Below are 16,288 nucleotides of genomic sequence, written 5' to 3'. Positions count from 1 at the left end.
GGTAGTCAATACCATTTTATTAGCAGTAATTTAAATCAATGAGTTCTGGTTTCTTTAAAGCAAATTTTATTCAAAACACCTTGGTTGGGATTTTGCGTGCTTATTTAAAATTGGCATTAAAAACGACACGGTGGCAGTTTGAAATTGATGCAGAGGCTTATCCTTTATTAACTTGTAAAGATGGCGAGCCAGCATTAGTGGTCTTATGGCATGAATATTTAACGCTGGGGCCTCGTTTATGGTGGTGGGGTTTATCCGAAAATCCTGATTTAAAATTTTATGTGTTAATTAGCCGTAATCGTGAAGGACGTTTAATTTCTAAGTTGATTAATCCGTGGCGAATTTGGACGGTGCAGGGTTCATCTAATAAGAACAGACAAGATAAAGGCGGAGCAGCAGCATTTCGTGAATTGTTGAATCATACTAAGGCTGGACATGTTATTGCGATTACGCCAGACGGGCCAAGAGGGCCACGACATCAATGTCATGAAGGTGTTTTAAAACTTGCGTTATTATCAAAAAGAAAGATTGTTCCTATGGGGGCATATTGTCGTTCGGTTCGATTAAATACATGGGATAAACTCCTTATTCCACTTCCGTTTGGTAAAGGTAAGATTCTATGTGGTAAACCTATCATGGTAACTCGGGAGAATTATGATACGGTTGCTACAGAAATGACGTCTATTTTAAATGATATTACTAGCAAAGCGCAAAAATAATGTCCTCTCATTATCATTCGCCTACTCCATTATTATTTGCTTGGAAAGTAATTGGCACGGCTTTACCTCCTTTGTTAAAACCTTATTTACGTTGTCGCTGTAAAAAGGGTAAAGAGATTCAAACACGACTACCTGAACGGATGGGGATTGCATCATTGCCTCGTCAATCAGGAAGTCTTGTTCATTTTCATGCTGCGAGTGTAGGAGAAGTGATTTCAATCTTTCCGATTATCACTGAATTATATAAAATAGACCCAGAGCAAAATTTTTTAATTACTACTGGAACGGTGGCTTCTTTTCATATTGTTCAACAGCATTTTGCTAACCATCCAGAAATATCAGATCATATTCAACATCAATTTGTTCCTTTAGATGTTCCCCATTGGGTTGATCGTTTTGTTTCTTATTGGCAGCCATCTTTAAGTGTTATTGTAGAGAGTGAGCTTTGGCCTAATCTTATCGATACATTTTATAAACATCACGTACCTATTGCATTAATGAATGGACGTTTATCAGATCGTTCTTTTACCACATGGTATCGTTTTCAAAAAACTGCACAGGCTTTGTTATCAAAGTTCGATTGGATTGCTGCAAGATCTCGTCATGATCAACATAATTTTGAAAGGCTAGGGGTAAACGCAACATATTGGGGAGATATTAAACAAATTGCTCCAGAGCTTTCCTATGATTCAAAAGCGCTACAACAGCTACAAGAATTATTTAAAGATAAACCAATTTGGTTAGCTGCTTCGACCCATCCAACCGAAGAAGTGACGATTGTAAAAGCGCATAATATTTTACGGGAAAAATGGCCAGAGTTAATCACAATTATTGTACCACGGCATCCAGAACGTCATATAGAAATTATAGAACAAGTTGGAACCATACCTCAACGGAGTTTAAATCAGTTTCCTGATGAAAGAGGATTGTGGTTATGCGATACATTGGGAGAGCTCGGTTTATTTTATCGACTATGTGATATTGTTTTTATCGGGAATAGTTTTGATAGTACGCCTAAAGGCGGTGGGCATAATCCTTTTGAACCCGCTAAGTTACAATGTGCAATGGCTACAGGAGATCAAATCCATAACTTCAAACAAGCTTATACATTGCTAAAGGAAGCAGTAACGGTTACGCCTGATGTAGAGTCTTTGACAGTTTGGGTTGATGAGATGTTGAGTGATCCTCAAAAACGAGAAGAATATGCACAAAAAGCATTACAAATTATGGATCAACAAAGTCAGCTCGCTCAGGATATTGCTTCTCATCTATATCATTTAAAAAGTTAACTCTTTATGAAAGCACCTTCTTTTTGGCAAACCTATCCGCCAACACTAATGGCAAAGGCATTGTCTCCTTTTTCTGTGATCACTCAATTGATTACCAAACATCGTTTATCAAAATCGAAGTGGAAAACATCTGTTCCTGTGATTTGTTGTGGGAATTTAACCGTTGGTGGAACAGGAAAAACAACAGTTGCTTTGGAGTTAGGAAAATATTTTCAGCAAGATTATAAAGTTGCTTTTTTAACCCGAGGATATAAACGTAAGAATCAGTCTCCAGAGCCGATATGTGTTGATCTATCTCGTCATACTGTGCATGACGTTGGGGATGAAGCATTATTATTAGCACAACTTGCCCCGACATGGGTGGCTTCTAATCGTGCAGCGTCTGCTAAAATGGCCATAAAAAACGGTGCAGAATTATTGATTATGGATGATGGTTTTCAAAATCCTACCTTATATCAAGACATGCCGATCTTAATTATTGATGGGATCACGGGGTTTGGCAATCATCAGGCACTTCCCGCGGGGCCATTGCGTGAATCTCTCCAACATGGATTGCAGCGTGCTAAAGCATGTATTTTGATTGGTGAGGATAAGGCGAATACGCAGCAATATCTTCCTAAAAATTTACCTATTTTTCATGCAAATTTGAAAATGGATGATCAAATCCAAGCATTTAAGGGGAAGTCAGTGATTGCCTTTGCTGGCCTTGGAAGGCCGAGTAAATTTTTTCAATCATTAGAAGATAATGATCTTCATTTAGTGCAAAAGATTGCTTTTCCAGACCATCATTTTTATCAGGAAAAAGAATTAAAAGAACTGTTATCTCTGCATCAATACTATCAAGTGCCTTTGGTGACCACCCCTAAAGATTATGTCAGACTTCCTCTATCTTTTAAGCAATATGTTATTCCTTTGGGGGTGCATCTTCAATGGCAAGATCAGATGGCTTTGTCAAAGGTTTATGCTCTTTTGGACTCCATTCTTGTCCAGGGCGTAAAGGGATAAAATTGTCCGCGGCAAGCAAGTGATCTCTTAAAACACCATATAAAGTATGGACAGGTTCATATGCTTCTTCACTGCTGAGCTGAAAAGTTCCCCAATGAATTCCAAGTGCCTGTTTGGCACCAGAATCAACAAAAATATCGACAGCTTCTTCGGGATCATTATGATGACTTTTTAAAATGGCTCTGGGGGCATAAGCACCAATATTAATAATGGCAACATCTAAAGATGGAAAGCGTTCTTTGATTTGTTTAAAAATCACACCATCACCATAGCTGGTATCGCCCGTAAAATAGGCGGTGTAATGTTCAGAAGAAATAACAAATCCACCCCATAAAGCATGATTGCGGTCATGAATACCGCGTGCCGACCAATGATAAGCAGGCCATAAGGTAATTTTTAAATTTTGTTTTAAAAATTGTTCTTCAAACCAGTCCATTGTGTGAATGATCATTTTATTTGAAATATGTTTTTTTAAAACAATATCATTGCCTAAAGGAGTAAAGAAAATAGGATTATATTTTTTAAAAATTCGTCGTAATGTCCTGATATCCATGTGGTCATAATGATTATGAGTAATTAATACTGCATCAATGGGGGGGAGATGTGAAAAAGGAACACCAGGGGGATTTACACGTTTTTTACCGATAAAAAAGACAGGGCCTATTCTGGGGGACCATACAGGATCAACAAGGATATTATAACCTTCGATTTGTAATAAGATACTTGCGTGACCAATCATCGTGACTTTGATGCCGTCCTCCCTTTCTTTTGGGTGTGCTTGTACAACATGAGGGGTAAGTCCAGTCCAAGCATTGGTCATCATATGGAAATACCATTTAATGCCATCAAAGCTATTTAAATATTTGACTTGCTCAGCTGTGCTGCGGTTGGAAAAAGTCTTTCCGTCAAAATGATCTGTGGTGGAGCCTTGATAATATTTTTGTTGCACAATATTTCCTTTAAACCCTTGCGCTTTTTTTATAAACATTCATACAATGTGATATGGATCACATTTATAAATTATACTTCATATGCCAATTTTACACTCAAAAAAAATAAAACCTTATCTTCAATCTTTTTTACAATATAACGAGTATATTTTGGCAAAAGGATGTCTTTCTTTATTACGTAGTCTATCGCCAGAACGTGCTTCGAATATTGGGGGATATATTTGCCGTCAAATTGGAACAAAGCTTCCTGTATCTAAAACTGCAAATAAGAATTTACAGTTAGTTATGCCTCATTTAACCACTCAAGAAAGACAAAAGATTATCGGAGGTGTTTGGGAAAACTTGGGCAGAACCGTTGCTGAGTTTCCCCATCTATCTCATTTAAAGCATAATACGCCTCATGGTCCAGGATGGGAAGTGGTTGGGGGTGAATATCTAACCGAGCAATCAAAAAAGACAGGTCCAGTTTTATTTGTTTCTGGTCACATTGGAAATTGGGAAATGTTACCTTTAGGGGTAGGAAAATATGGAACTCCTTTTTCTTCTTTTTTTAGAGCCGCCAGTAATCCGTATGTAAATGATTTAATTTTACAATTGCGGTATGAGGCAATGGGGCAAAAAATTCCAATGTTTGCGAAAGGTTCCAAAGGAGCAAGGCAAGCATTAAAGCATTTATTGCAAGGGCATCGATTAGGGGTGTTAAGCGATCAAAAAATGAACGACGGGATTGAGGTGCAATTTTTTGGTAAGCCTGCGATGACTTCTTCTGCAGTGGCTAGTCTGGCCTTAAAGTTAAAATGTCCGATTATTCCAGGATATGTACAACGCCTCGGCCCTGCACGATTACGAATTGTCGTAGAGCCTCCTATTGATTACTCTGAATTTTCTGAAAATAATTTGGAAAATATCCATCATTTAACGCAAGTCATTAATGATAAATTAGAGGGCTGGATTAAACAGAATCCAGATCAATGGTTGTGGTTACATAAACGTTGGCCAAAAGAATATTATAAGTAGTTTGTTAGTAAGTTAAGGTGTGTATCTGTATTAATTAAAAAATAATTGATAAGTTATTTTTTATATCTTTAATTAGTACTAGAACTTACAACTAATCGCTCGAATAATTTTGATTGATACTAGTTATAAGTTCATGTCTAGATGTTTAGTTTTTTACAAAATATGGACCAGCACTAAGAATAGATATTTTTAGTACATAAGCTTTATTTTGATCAGTGATATTATGTAGCGGTAATTCGGCTTTACCTTGTGTCCAACGACAAGAAATATCGTTTTCCACCGTATTCCAACCTGTTAATTTATGATCCATTAAATGTGTCTCAATCGATTGAACGCCGTCATTATTACATAAAAATATATCTCCGATTAAAACACCAAGATGACGACGATCATCAATGAAATTTCCCATTACGTCGGCCATACGTGCACTACGTGAAGTTAAAAATATACTACTGGTATTAGGTGGAATAAAAAATATAAGTTGATTGTCTATAGTCCGTGTCGCTTCTATTTTTACTCCTGATGATGTTGTTAAGCATAAGTTATGCTCATAAGTTAAAGACATAGTTTGACGTGTATCTGGAATATTTTTATCAATTGCTGTTTGTTCAATTGCTTTGTAAATAGGTTCAACAAAATTACGATCTACACATAAAGGAACAGCAGCATGATTTTCCCAAGATTTAATGGTTTTGTCAGTTAATAAGTTTGATTGATTTTGTGCATAAAAAGATTGATGACTATCCGTATTTAAATAACTTTCTGTTAGCATTCCATCTGCCATAATAATGGAATGTTTTTCTGTTTCTATATGATAGTAATCATATGATTTATATGATTGGTCATAGATAATAGAACGACCATTAACCAACATACGAGCAGGAATAAATTTGTTATCAAAAAATAAACAATGTTCTAACGTGACGCATAAATCTTTATATGGAACATTTGGAGATATGGCATCTTTTAAAATACGTATAGGATAATTACTTTGATCATTAATATAGTTATAATGTCTTATATACTGGCTATTCCCTTTACCAATCCAAATGATTTTTTGTGCTGAAACCATTTGATTGTTATAAACGTTGATGAAATCTCCAACTCTTAGATTTTCAATAGCAATATCACCTTCAGGTGTACGGATCATTGTGCCTGGAAGCATACATACATCGACGGCTCCGTCATAGGTAACACCATAATTATCACCTTCATCTGTATAAGCTGTTTTTACACTGCTAAATTTTGTTATATCATATCCCAAACCAATATTGATGGTAAAAGATGCTCCGTTGCTAGAAACAATTAAGTCACCAGTGCTTTCATTATAAGACCAAGTATCAACCCCAGCACCATTTCCAACGTCAATAATATCCCCTTTTCCAAAACCATTAATTTTAAGATTAACGATATAGTTATCCGCTTGTATTCCTAGATAGTTATTGCCACTAATCATATTAATTGTAACGTTTCTAACACCTTTACTTACTGCTAGGTCTGAGTTGGTCATATTAATAACCTGTCCACCACTGATCGAACCAATTGATGGATATTCATAATTCTCGTCATTACCATTTAAACGTACGTTGATTAAGTTTATTGTGCCTGTACCAGCGATATAACTTTCTTTATCACCGGACATCATGGTAATGTTTGTAAGATTAATTACACCATTATTAACAGTTGTATTTTTAAAGCCAATAAAATTGCTGGTATTATATGCTCCACTGCCAGTGACATTAACGATACCCGTTTGGTTAACTGTTGGTAAAGTATAGTTAGAAGTCGTGCCAACAGTGCCACTGCCAAAGCTAACGGCTGAAACAGCATAATTCATATCAATATTTAAGGTGCCATCAATAAACATAGATCCACTAGCAGTATTTGGATAATCTTCATTTAAAATTGCCCCGGTTGTAGACCCACTGGAAACGGTAATATTTGTGGTTTGACCATAAGCAGTTGTACCATCTACCCATCGGTTTGTTGCATCAATAACCAAGTCTTGAGAAGTTGTTGAAGGTTTATATTTTGTTCCTGCAACATAAGTAGGGGCTGGATCTGTATAGGTAATACCAGTCATTCCATTACCATAAGTAGTATCTACAACCGCAAATTTTGTTGGGTCATATCCTAAACCAATATTGAGAGTAAGAGATGTTCCATTACTACTAATGATTAAATAACCAGTTTCTTCATTATAGGAATATGTATCTTGCCCAGCACCATTGCCTAGATCAATGATATTTCCAGCACCAAATCCAGTGACGACAAGGCCTGAAACAATTGTACCAGCGTTAAGAGCAAGATAATTGCCTTCACCGATCATATTAATGGTAACGCCTTTTAAACTTTTACTAACGGCTAGGCTTGAATTGGTCATATTAACCACTTGCCCACCAGAAATACTACCTACCGCCGTTTTAGTATAATCATCGTTATTACCTACTAAATAGGTATTAACTAAATTTAATGTCCCAGTTCCATTAATAACACTATCTTTGTCATTAGAGTTCAAAGTAATGTTTGTAAGATTTATTACTCCATTATTGGTTGTAACATTTTGAAAATTAATATAATTATATTTGCTATAAGTAGAGTTCCCTGTGATGTTGACAATACCTGTGTTGTTAATGACCGGGGTACTATAACTTCCTGAAACACCATCTTTTCCATATCCAAAATATGCTGTGGCAATTTCTGCCTGCATCTTTATAGTTAATGTTCAACCAATAAACATGACACCGTCTGGAGTCGTTGTGCTTTCTTCGTTAGTAATTGCAGTAGCTGTTACTCCAGATGCGATTGTAATATATGTTGAATCCCCATAAATTGTAGTTCCTTTTACTTGAGAATTACTGTCACTAACGATGATATTATATTTCATATTTATTACTTACTTATATTAATGATATTTCTTCATATTTATTTCTTACTCGAAATAAGTGCGATGTTGAAATTAACATACATAAATAATATTTCGTGTCAAAGAATCATTTGTGGATTATAAATTTTACGTAATATTGTTGTATTAAATCACTGTTTTTATTAGTAAATTACAAATATTATATTGTTAATTTGATAAAATTTAATAAAAAACAATAATAAATGTTGTTTTTATATAGATAAGTATTAAAAAAAATTTATTGAATATAATTTCTATTTTATTTTGGATATAAAAATAGTTTTTATATTAATTTACGATTCGTTAGTAAAAAAGATTCAAATAGCGCTGTTGATTCCTATATAATATAATAGGCCAGACAATAAAATTGCTTATTATTTTAATTTAAATTAATAAAACTTGATGGATGGGTATGTTTAATGATCAAAATAGGTAGAGTATAATGGCAGAAGAGATTCAAAAAGATCCTCATCTTGCAGGAAAATTTATTAAAGACAAGTTAATACAAATTGCTAAAGAATCTGCACAAAAGGGCATTTCTGCAGATGAGTTTGAGGCACTAGTTATAACTTTGACAGACGAGCTTGATTTTACTGATATAATGAATGGTTGAAAGGAAGAGTTGCAATGAGTAAAGATCCTTATAAAATATTAGGTATTGCAAAGACTGCCAGCCAAGATGAAATTCGAAAAGCTTATCGTTCTTTAGCAAAGAAGCATCATCCAGATTTAAATCCTGGTGATAAAAAAGCAGAAGAACAGTTTAAGCTCGTTAGTGTTGCGCATGATTTGCTTTCAGATCCAGAAAAACGCGCTCGCTTTGATCGTGGTGAAATTGATATTCATGGTCAAGAACAGGGATTTGCCGGTGGTAGAAGATATCAACAGCATGGAGATGGTTCTCAAGGATTCCGTTATAGCCAGCAAGGTGGGCCTCAAGGTAATTTTTCTGAAGAAGATTTGCAAGATATCTTTGGTATGTTTGGTGGTGGCAGAGGGCCTTTTCAACAAGCAGGTGGTGGATTTCGTCCACAAAAAGGACAGGATCGTCGATATAATTTAGATGTTGATTTTCTTGATGCTGTGAATGGCACGAAATCTCGGGTTACGCTTCCTGGTGGGGGTGAATTGGATGTCACTATTCCTTCTGGGATAGAAGATGGCCAAGTGCTAAGATTGCGTGGCAAAGGGGATCCTGGATCTCATAATGCGCCTGCTGGAGATGCGTTAATTACTATTCATGTCCGTTCTCATGCACATTTTAAACGTGAAGGTAGAAATATCCGTTTAATCTGGCCAATGGATTTGAAAACGGCTATACTTGGTGGAAAAGTAACCGTTCCAACACCTAAAGGGGAGGTTGCTTTAAACGTTCCTGCACATTCTGATACAGGTAGTGTCTTAAGATTAAAAGGGCGTGGTTTACCAGAGCGTAATGGTAAAGATGCAGGCGATTTATACGTATCTTTACAAGTTAAAATTGGCAATGTTGATCCTGCATTAGAGGATTTCTTGCGCAATTCATCTACCAGTACCAATGAGCAAAAATAAATAAAAGGGAGAAGATCAGATGATGACGTTTGAAATGTTTTGTCTTAATCTTCCAGATGTGACTTCAACCGATATTCAATTCTGGATTGAAAATGAATGGTTAAAACCAGAAGAAAAAGATGGAACCTATTTTTTTCAAGAAATTGATGAAGCCAGAGTTCATTTGATTATAGAGTTACGTGATGATTTAGGAATTGCAGAAGATGCAATACCTGTTGTTCTAAATCTTTTAGATCAGCTTTATACGACACGTAGGCAAATGAAGTATCTATGTGAAGTCATTGCCACGAATCATTATCCTGATACGCGACAAAAACTTCGTCATATGATGAGCGAGGAAATAATCGAAGAATTATAATCCTAATGTGGTAGGACGATTTAGGGTCATTAGTAATTCAGTTCTAGAAGCTGGATCGTCCCTGAATATTCCTAGCATTTTAGAGGTGATCATAGAAACACCTGGATTATGAACGCCTCTGGTGGTCATACATTGATGACTTCCCTCAATAATCACAGCAACCCCTTTTGGTTCTAAGACTTCTTGGATGATATTTGCAATTTCAGAAGTCATGCGTTCTTGGATTTGTAAACGTTTAGCAAAAATTTCCACAATACGTGCTAATTTTGAAATCCCAACAACACGCGAATTTGGAAAATAAGCAACATGAGCAGTGCCAATAATGGGTACCATATGATGCTCACAATGACTTTCAAAGCGAATATCTTTTAATAAAACGATTTCCTTGTATCCCCCGACTTCATCAAAAGTGCGAGAGAGGACTTCTCTAGGATCTTCTTTATATCCAGCAAAAAACTCATCAAAAGAATTAACGACACGTTTAGGTGTATCAAGAAGTCCTTCACGTTCTGGATTGTCACCGGCCCAACGGATTAATGTACGAATAGCTTCCTCTGCGTCTTCGCGGCTAGGGGGTGAATTATCGGTTGGTTTCATGTTGCTTCATCTTTAATTAACAGAGTAAAAATCATATGGGTTGTCTAAAGTAAAAGAAGGAATATCAATATTCAGAATTTGTCCTGTATCATCTGTAATACGAAAATGCCCTTTGACAATATTTGAGGATGTATTCAAGGTTATACAAGAGGTATATTCGCATACTTCATTAGGGTTCACTTTTGCCACATCATCAATTACTAGTTTTGTATCGATCGTCGTTACTTGATTATTTTCTTTAATGATATTCCAGGTTTTATTCAGGATATATATAGGGGTTTTATTATGATTTTCGATACACACATGATAAGTCCAGCTATATATATTACGTCTGGGGTAAGAATATTCTTCTAACCAAGAAGGATAAATCGCAATATGGACATTATGAGACATTGTTTTAAAAACAAAAAAATCTTCATATAAGTCACGATATTGTTCTTTATCTTTTTTGGTAATTGAAGAGAACAGTAAAGGTGGAATTTGATAATCCATTAACGTGGCTATATTATTTTGCAGAGTTTGTTAGCGCCGCAACGGCATCTAAACCAATTTGTAAGTCCTCGATAATATCTTGAGCATCTTCTATACCCACTGAAAAACGAATACATCCATCTGTAATTCCCAAATGTAACCGTTCAGCTTCTCCAATTTTCATATGAGTTGTCGTTGCTGGGTGTGTTACAATACAACGGCTATCCCCAAGGTTATTAGAAATTAAAATGAGTTCCAGTGCATTCATGAAAGTAAATGCAGCTTTTTTCCCACCTTTGAGTTCAAATCCAATCATTGTGCTGGATGCGGACATTTGTTTTTGCCCTAACTCATAATGAGGATGTGATTTTAAACCAGGATATAAGACACGTGAAACGACATTAGATTTTTCAAGAAACTCTGCACAAGCTAAAGCATTTTGAGTCATTTTTTCTACACGTAAAGGCAAGGTTTCTAAACCTTTTAGGAATACCCATGCATTAAACGGAGAAAGTCCAATTCCTGTATTTCTAACGAAAGGTGTAATTTGATCTAAAATAACGTCTTTATTTCCTAAAACAGCACCACCTAAAACACGTCCTTGTCCATCAATATGCTTTGTACAAGAATATACAATCAAGTCTGCACCCCATTCTAAAGGATGTTGATAAAGAGGGGTTGCAAAGACGTTATCGACAATTAACTTTCCACCAGCTTTATGAGTAAAATCGGCAATGGCTTGGATATCTAAAATATCCAACATAGGATTGGATGGTGTTTCAATTAATACTGCTGCTGTTGGTTTGCTGAGTGCTTCTTCCCATTGTTTAAGGTCTGTACCATCAACGAAAATAGTTTCTACACCCATTTGAGGTAAAAGATTTTCGATAATCCAGTAACTAGATCCAAATAAAGCACGAGAAGCAACAACACGATCTCCAGCTTTAACGATAGGAACTAAACTAGCATAAACAGCACTCATTCCTGTAGAGGTAACGATACAAGCTTCTGCACCTTCCAGTTCTGATAGGCGATTTTGTAAAGCGGTTAAATTAGGATTATTAAAACGGCTATATTGATAACGATCTTCTTCACCTTTAAAGGTGCGTTCTGCTTGTTCAGCATTGTCATAAATAAAGCCAGAGGTTAAAAAGATAGCATCACTGGTTTCATTAAAAGAGGTTCTTTCTACTCCTCCGTGAACAAGTTGTGTAGCGGGGCGATATGTTTTAGAGCGTTTCATCAAAATATCCCTTATAAATATTTTATGTAAAATAGAGGAAAATATAATAAAGATAAAAATCTTTTGAGATGGTTATATTTGTTGTGATTGATTTTTACGGAGATGGCAAGAAAAAATATCAACCATATATTCAGCAAAAATAAAGATAATCTATCTTAAGGATTATTTCATTTAATGTATATAAAGGATTATTATTTTAGAATATATTTTATCTTAAATATATGATGTGATCTATACTGCGCTTGTTATGAAAACCACAGTATAGATCAAAAGAAAAATAGATTACTCTTCTTGTAGCAATGCTTGTTTTAAAGCAAATTGCCAACCTTTTAGTTTTTTATTTCTTTCTGGTTCTTTCATGTGAGAGATGAAGCTTGCGCCTTGTCGCCAATGATGAGCAACATCAGAAAGATTATTCCAAATACCACTGCCCATTCCTGCTAGATATGCAGCACCCATAGCGGTCGTTTCAATATAGGAAGGTCTTTCAACGGTAATATTCATAATACTGGCAAGGAATTGACAGAACCAATCATTGGCTGACATTCCACCGTCAACACGGGTTGTTAGAATATCATTGCCACTATCTTTTTTCATTGCTTCAGCAAGATCATTAGTTTGATAAGCAATTGATTCTAAAGCCGCTCTGGCCAGATGTGCAGCGGTTGCATTCAAGGTTAAACCAGAAATTATAGCTCTTGCGTCTGGTGCCCAATGAGGAGCCCCCAGCCCAACAAATGCAGGAACCATATAAACTTGATGATTATCGCTGACTTGAGTTGCCATATCATGTGTTTGTGAGGCATGAGTAATGATGCCTAATCCATCACGAAGCCATTTAATAGCTGCCCCAGCAACAAAGATAGAGCCTTCTAATGCATAGGTTGGTTTGCCATTTAAACGATAAGCGGTGGTGGTTAACATACGGTTTTTAGAGATGACCATTTGATCACCTGTATTTAACAACATAAAGCAGCCTGTGCCATAAGTTGCTTTGGTCATTCCAGGAGTAAAACAAGCTTGACCAATAAGAGCAGCTTGTTGATCCCCAGCCATCCCCATAATAGGAATAGAAGTTCCAAATAAATTGGGATCGGTTGTGCCAAATAAAGTACTATTATCTTTTACCTCAGGAAGAAGCTCTTCTGGAATATTAAAGAGTTTTAAGAGCTCAGGATCCCAAGATTGTGTTTTAATATTAAACAATAAAGTTCGGCTAGCATTGGTTGCATCTGTCGCATGCACTTTTCCGCCTGTTAGTCTCCACAAGAGAAAACTATCAATGGTTCCAAAAGCAAGTTCCCCACGTTGTGCAGCAATTCTTGCATCTGCAACATTATCCAGTAACCAAGCAAGTTTTGTCGCAGAAAAATAGGGATCTAGTAACAATCCAGTTTTTTCATGAACTGTTTTTTCAAGACCATCCGCTTTGAGTTTATGACAAACTGCAGAAGTGCGTCGATCTTGCCAAACAATCGCATTATAAAGTGGTTTTCCTGTTGCTTTATCCCATAAAACAACCGTTTCACGTTGGTTTGTAATCCCAATAGCAGCAATAGAAGATGGATCACTATCCAATTTTGCTTCGCTCATTGCTGTTCTAATCGTAAAAACAGTATCATTCCAAATATCTTCGGGGTTATGTTCAACCCATCCCAATTCTGGATAGTGTTGAGCGAACTCTCTACGACTTGTTGCAACAGCTTCGCCTTTTTGGTTGAAGATAATACAACGTGTAGAGGTTGTTCCTTGATCCAAGGCAATAATATATTGAGCTTTACTCATCAGTTTTATCCACTTAATTGTAAGAAATAATGACTTATATGGGTCTAGGTAAAAAAGGTCTGATTAGGAGTTGATAAGCCCCACCACCAATGACACCACCAATTAATGGGCCAAAAACAGGTCCCCACCAGTAATTAGGTAATCCTGGAAATGCTGATGGTCCCCAACCAGCTAAATAAATAAAAATACGAGGTCCCAAATCTCTAGCCGAATTAATCGCCCATCCTTCCAGATAGCCAGAAGAAGCTCCAATCGCAGCAACAACAAGACCAATCATAAAAGCACCGCTATTGGCTTGAGGAGCAACGGTGTTATAGCTTTCGGTAATGGCAAAGATACAGAATACTAGAAAAGCAGTTAAAAGGATCTCGTCACAAAAAGCATGAAAAGGGGTGATTGCTAATCCAGGAGAAGTTACAAAAACACCAGCGCCACCGCCTAATGCACGAGTAATTTGATGGACTTCGTTATAGTGATTAATGACAGGTGAGTATAAGCAATATACTAAAATTGCCCCACAAAAACCGCCAAATATTTGTGCGACACAATAGGCAGGAACTTTCTTCCAAGAAAAGCCCCTATATAATGCTAAGGCCAATGTTACAGCAGGGTTAGCATGCGTTCCGCTGATACTGCCTGTTGCATAAATTGCAAACGTAACAGAAAGCCCCCAAGCAATAGCGACCCCCCAATATCCACCTTGATATGGGCTGGGATCGTATAATACTAACATCGCAGCAGCTGAACAGCCAATAAAGATAATAATGGCAACCGCAATAGCTTCGGAGATTAATTCTCCAAGAAATTGTTTTGAAGGAGACATAGAATAAAACTTTCTAAAATAAAGGTAATGAACCTATTGAAGTTTTTCTGTTAAATAATTTTGTACTGCTTGGAATTCATCTTTAGAGAAATACAACCCTAATTTTGTTCTTCTCCATAGAATATCGTCTGCGGTGGTTGCCCATTCTTTTTCGATTAAATAATCGATTTCGCGCTGGGTTAATCCATGACCAAAATCAGTACCAAGATCTTCTTTGCTGGTTGCTTTGTTTAGAACTTCAAGGGCATCAGTTCCATAAGCATGCGCCATGCGTTGAGCGGTTAGGTCATCAAGGAAAGGAACGCTTTTACGGAAGTTGGTATAAAATAATTTAAAATCACCATTGGTAATATTGCCACCAGGAAGTGGTTCTGATGCTGTCCAAGCTTTACGGTTATATTGGAAGAATGGTGCAAGTTGCTCCATACTATGTTCAGCTAGACGACGATAAGTTGTGATTTTTCCACCAAAAATAGAAAGTAATGGTGCTTTTCCTGCGGTTTGATTAAGATCTAAATGATAATCTCTGGTAACAGCAGAGGCATTGCTGGAAGCATCATCATAAAGAGGTCTAACCCCAGAGTAATCCCAAATAACATCTTCTGGTGTGATATTTTTATTAAAATAATTATTGATTGATTCACAAAGATATTTGGTTTCATCTTGATCAATATTAGGTAACGCATCAGGGGATTGATCCCATGAAATGTCTGTTGTACCAATCAACGTAAATTCATCATGATAAGGAATGGCAAAAACGATACGTTTATCTGCATTTTGTAAAATGTAAGCTTGAGAGCCATCAAAGAGTTTTTTAACAACAATATGGCTGCCTTTAACCAAGCGAACATTCATAGAGCTTTGGATTTGAAGATCTTTTAGGATTTCTGCAACCCAAGGGCCAGCCGCATTGACAACTGCTTTCGCTTGAATAATAGATTCAGTTTTTGTTTTATTATCTTGGATAGTAGCTTCCCAAAGGTCGTCTTTACGTTCTGCTTTTAACAAAGTGGTTTGTGTTCGAATATCAGCCCCTTTATTACGAGCACCTTTGGCATTTAAAACCGTCAAACGACTATCATCAACAGCACAATCAGAATAGGTAAATCCTTTTTTGATATCGCTTCTGAGTGGTTGACCATAAGGTGATTTTTGTAGAGCAATTTGTTGTGCATTCGGAAGTTTTGGATGACATGCAAGATGATCATATAGGAACAGACCAGCTCTGATCATCCATGCAGGACGAACCGCATTGCGATGAGGAAGCACAAATTTCAAAGGATGAATAATATGCGGGGCAAGATTTAATAAGAGTTCACGTTCTTGAAGAGCTTCTCTAACCAAACGAAATTCATAATATTCGAGATAGCGTAAACCACCATGAATTAATTTAGTACTTGCAGATGAAGTATGTTGAGCCAGATCGTCTTTTTCAACAAGTAATATTTTTAATCCGCGACCCGCAGCGTCTCTGGCGATCCCTGTTCCATTGACCCCACCGCCAATAATCAGCAGGTCATAAGGTGTTTGAGCAGACATTATCGTAACTCCTAATTGTAAAGTATATTATTAAAT

General features: G+C 36.5%; 15 protein-coding genes. 7 read left to right on the top strand and 8 right to left on the bottom strand.

Annotated elements, in window-relative coordinates; translation table 11 throughout:
* Nucleotides 1-38: 38 nt before the first annotated feature.
* Genes CIN_RS08145 through lpxK form a run of 3 tightly spaced genes read left to right on the top strand, consistent with a single transcriptional unit; the run spans nt 39 to nt 3,013 of the window.
* Nucleotides 39-719: a lysophospholipid acyltransferase family protein gene (locus CIN_RS08145; protein ID WP_008854603.1), complete on the top strand. Its 681-nt coding sequence runs from the start codon at nt 39-41 to the stop codon at nt 717-719.
* Nucleotides 719-2,008 carry a 3-deoxy-D-manno-octulosonic acid transferase gene (locus CIN_RS08140; RefSeq protein WP_008854602.1) on the top strand — a complete coding sequence of 430 codons (1,290 nt, stop codon included), beginning with the start codon at nt 719-721 and terminating at the stop codon, nt 2,006-2,008. The genes CIN_RS08145 and CIN_RS08140 overlap by 1 nt, the downstream gene beginning before the upstream one ends.
* 6 nt (nt 2,009-2,014) lie before the next feature.
* Complete coding sequence (gene lpxK, locus CIN_RS11725; protein WP_008854601.1) at nt 2,015-3,013, top strand: tetraacyldisaccharide 4'-kinase; 999 nt, start codon at nt 2,015-2,017, stop codon at nt 3,011-3,013.
* Here the strand turns inward: lpxK and CIN_RS08130 are convergent.
* Nucleotides 2,913-3,962 carry an MBL fold metallo-hydrolase gene (locus CIN_RS08130; RefSeq protein ID WP_170314048.1) on the bottom strand — a complete coding sequence of 350 codons (1,050 nt, stop codon included), beginning with the start codon at nt 3,960-3,962 and terminating at the stop codon, nt 2,913-2,915. The two genes, lpxK and CIN_RS08130, sit on opposite strands and share 101 nt — an antisense overlap.
* 82 nt (nt 3,963-4,044) lie before the next feature.
* Between CIN_RS08130 and CIN_RS08125 the strand changes: the two genes are divergently transcribed.
* On the top strand, nt 4,045-4,980 hold the full coding sequence (locus CIN_RS08125; protein ID WP_008854600.1) for a lysophospholipid acyltransferase family protein: 936 nt from the start codon (nt 4,045-4,047) through the stop codon (nt 4,978-4,980).
* A gap of 145 nt (nt 4,981-5,125) precedes the next feature.
* Here CIN_RS08125 and CIN_RS11535 read toward each other — a convergent pair whose 3' ends face one another.
* Nucleotides 5,126-7,690 carry a Hint domain-containing protein gene (locus tag CIN_RS11535; RefSeq protein ID WP_008854599.1) on the bottom strand — a complete coding sequence of 855 codons (2,565 nt, stop codon included), beginning with the start codon at nt 7,688-7,690 and terminating at the stop codon, nt 5,126-5,128.
* Nucleotides 7,691-8,327: 637 nt separating this feature from the next.
* On the opposite strand from CIN_RS11535, the gene CIN_RS11935 reads away from it, so the two are divergent.
* Genes CIN_RS11935 through CIN_RS08110 form a run of 3 tightly spaced genes read left to right on the top strand, consistent with a single transcriptional unit; the run spans nt 8,328 to nt 9,794 of the window.
* Nucleotides 8,328-8,498: a hypothetical protein gene (locus CIN_RS11935; protein WP_008854597.1), complete on the top strand. Its 171-nt coding sequence runs from the start codon at nt 8,328-8,330 to the stop codon at nt 8,496-8,498.
* Nucleotides 8,499-8,512: 14 nt separating this feature from the next.
* Nucleotides 8,513-9,436 (top strand): DnaJ C-terminal domain-containing protein, encoded by a 924-nt coding sequence (locus CIN_RS08115; RefSeq protein ID WP_040364213.1) that lies wholly within the window; start codon nt 8,513-8,515, stop codon nt 9,434-9,436.
* A 19-nt stretch (nt 9,437-9,455) separates the two neighbouring features.
* Nucleotides 9,456-9,794, top strand: a complete 339-nt coding sequence (locus CIN_RS08110; RefSeq protein ID WP_008854595.1) for a chaperone modulator CbpM — start codon at nt 9,456-9,458, stop codon at nt 9,792-9,794.
* Here CIN_RS08110 and folE read toward each other — a convergent pair.
* From folE to glpD, 6 genes are all read right to left on the bottom strand, one after another.
* Nucleotides 9,789-10,391 (bottom strand): GTP cyclohydrolase I FolE, encoded by a 603-nt coding sequence (folE, locus tag CIN_RS08105; protein WP_008854594.1) that lies wholly within the window; start codon nt 10,389-10,391, stop codon nt 9,789-9,791. The genes CIN_RS08110 and folE overlap by 6 nt on opposite strands.
* Nucleotides 10,392-10,403: 12 nt before the next feature.
* Nucleotides 10,404-10,883 carry an ApaG domain-containing protein gene (locus CIN_RS08100; RefSeq protein ID WP_008854593.1) on the bottom strand — a complete coding sequence of 160 codons (480 nt, stop codon included), beginning with the start codon at nt 10,881-10,883 and terminating at the stop codon, nt 10,404-10,406.
* 13 nt (nt 10,884-10,896) lie between these two features.
* Nucleotides 10,897-12,105: an O-succinylhomoserine sulfhydrylase gene (gene metZ, locus CIN_RS08095; protein ID WP_008854592.1), complete on the bottom strand. Its 1,209-nt coding sequence runs from the start codon at nt 12,103-12,105 to the stop codon at nt 10,897-10,899.
* A gap of 282 nt (nt 12,106-12,387) precedes the next feature.
* Nucleotides 12,388-13,890: a glycerol kinase GlpK gene (glpK, locus tag CIN_RS08090; protein WP_008854591.1), complete on the bottom strand. Its 1,503-nt coding sequence runs from the start codon at nt 13,888-13,890 to the stop codon at nt 12,388-12,390.
* Between the two features lie 34 nt (nt 13,891-13,924).
* The gene (locus CIN_RS08085) at nt 13,925-14,713 is read right to left on the bottom strand and encodes an MIP/aquaporin family protein (RefSeq protein ID WP_008854590.1); all 789 of its coding nucleotides are present in this window, start codon (nt 14,711-14,713) and stop codon (nt 13,925-13,927) included.
* A 33-nt stretch (nt 14,714-14,746) separates the two neighbouring features.
* Entirely contained in the window at nt 14,747-16,252 is a 1,506-nt protein-coding gene (gene glpD, locus CIN_RS08080; RefSeq protein ID WP_008854589.1) for a glycerol-3-phosphate dehydrogenase, read from the bottom strand.
* Between the last annotated feature and the right edge of the window lie 36 nt (nt 16,253-16,288).

Origin of the sequence: Commensalibacter intestini A911 (genome assembly GCF_000231445.1) — a bacterium.
Classification (GTDB): domain Bacteria; phylum Pseudomonadota; class Alphaproteobacteria; order Acetobacterales; family Acetobacteraceae; genus Commensalibacter; species Commensalibacter intestini.
This window is presented reverse-complemented; position numbering and strand designations above follow the sequence as displayed.

What these genes read in the sequence shown, in the direction of transcription:
- CIN_RS08085 (WP_008854590.1), bottom strand. Translation starts at nt 14,713, where the DNA reads ATGTCTCCTTCAAAACAATTTCTTGGAGAATTAATCTCCGAAGCTATT.
- CIN_RS08140 (WP_008854602.1), top strand. Translation starts at nt 719, where the DNA reads ATGTCCTCTCATTATCATTCGCCTACTCCATTATTATTTGCTTGGAAA.
- CIN_RS08125 (WP_008854600.1), top strand. Translation starts at nt 4,045, where the DNA reads ATGCCAATTTTACACTCAAAAAAAATAAAACCTTATCTTCAATCTTTT.
- CIN_RS08110 (WP_008854595.1), top strand. Translation starts at nt 9,456, where the DNA reads ATGATGACGTTTGAAATGTTTTGTCTTAATCTTCCAGATGTGACTTCA.
- CIN_RS08145 (WP_008854603.1), top strand. Translation starts at nt 39, where the DNA reads ATGAGTTCTGGTTTCTTTAAAGCAAATTTTATTCAAAACACCTTGGTT.
- CIN_RS08100 (WP_008854593.1), bottom strand. Translation starts at nt 10,883, where the DNA reads ATGGATTATCAAATTCCACCTTTACTGTTCTCTTCAATTACCAAAAAA.
- folE (WP_008854594.1), bottom strand. Translation starts at nt 10,391, where the DNA reads ATGAAACCAACCGATAATTCACCCCCTAGCCGCGAAGACGCAGAGGAA.
- CIN_RS11935 (WP_008854597.1), top strand. Translation starts at nt 8,328, where the DNA reads ATGGCAGAAGAGATTCAAAAAGATCCTCATCTTGCAGGAAAATTTATT.
- CIN_RS08115 (WP_040364213.1), top strand. Translation starts at nt 8,513, where the DNA reads ATGAGTAAAGATCCTTATAAAATATTAGGTATTGCAAAGACTGCCAGC.
- metZ (WP_008854592.1), bottom strand. Translation starts at nt 12,105, where the DNA reads ATGAAACGCTCTAAAACATATCGCCCCGCTACACAACTTGTTCACGGA.
- glpD (WP_008854589.1), bottom strand. Translation starts at nt 16,252, where the DNA reads ATGTCTGCTCAAACACCTTATGACCTGCTGATTATTGGCGGTGGGGTC.
- glpK (WP_008854591.1), bottom strand. Translation starts at nt 13,890, where the DNA reads ATGAGTAAAGCTCAATATATTATTGCCTTGGATCAAGGAACAACCTCT.
- CIN_RS11535 (WP_008854599.1), bottom strand. Translation starts at nt 7,690, where the DNA reads ATGCAGGCAGAAATTGCCACAGCATATTTTGGATATGGAAAAGATGGT.
- lpxK (WP_008854601.1), top strand. Translation starts at nt 2,015, where the DNA reads ATGAAAGCACCTTCTTTTTGGCAAACCTATCCGCCAACACTAATGGCA.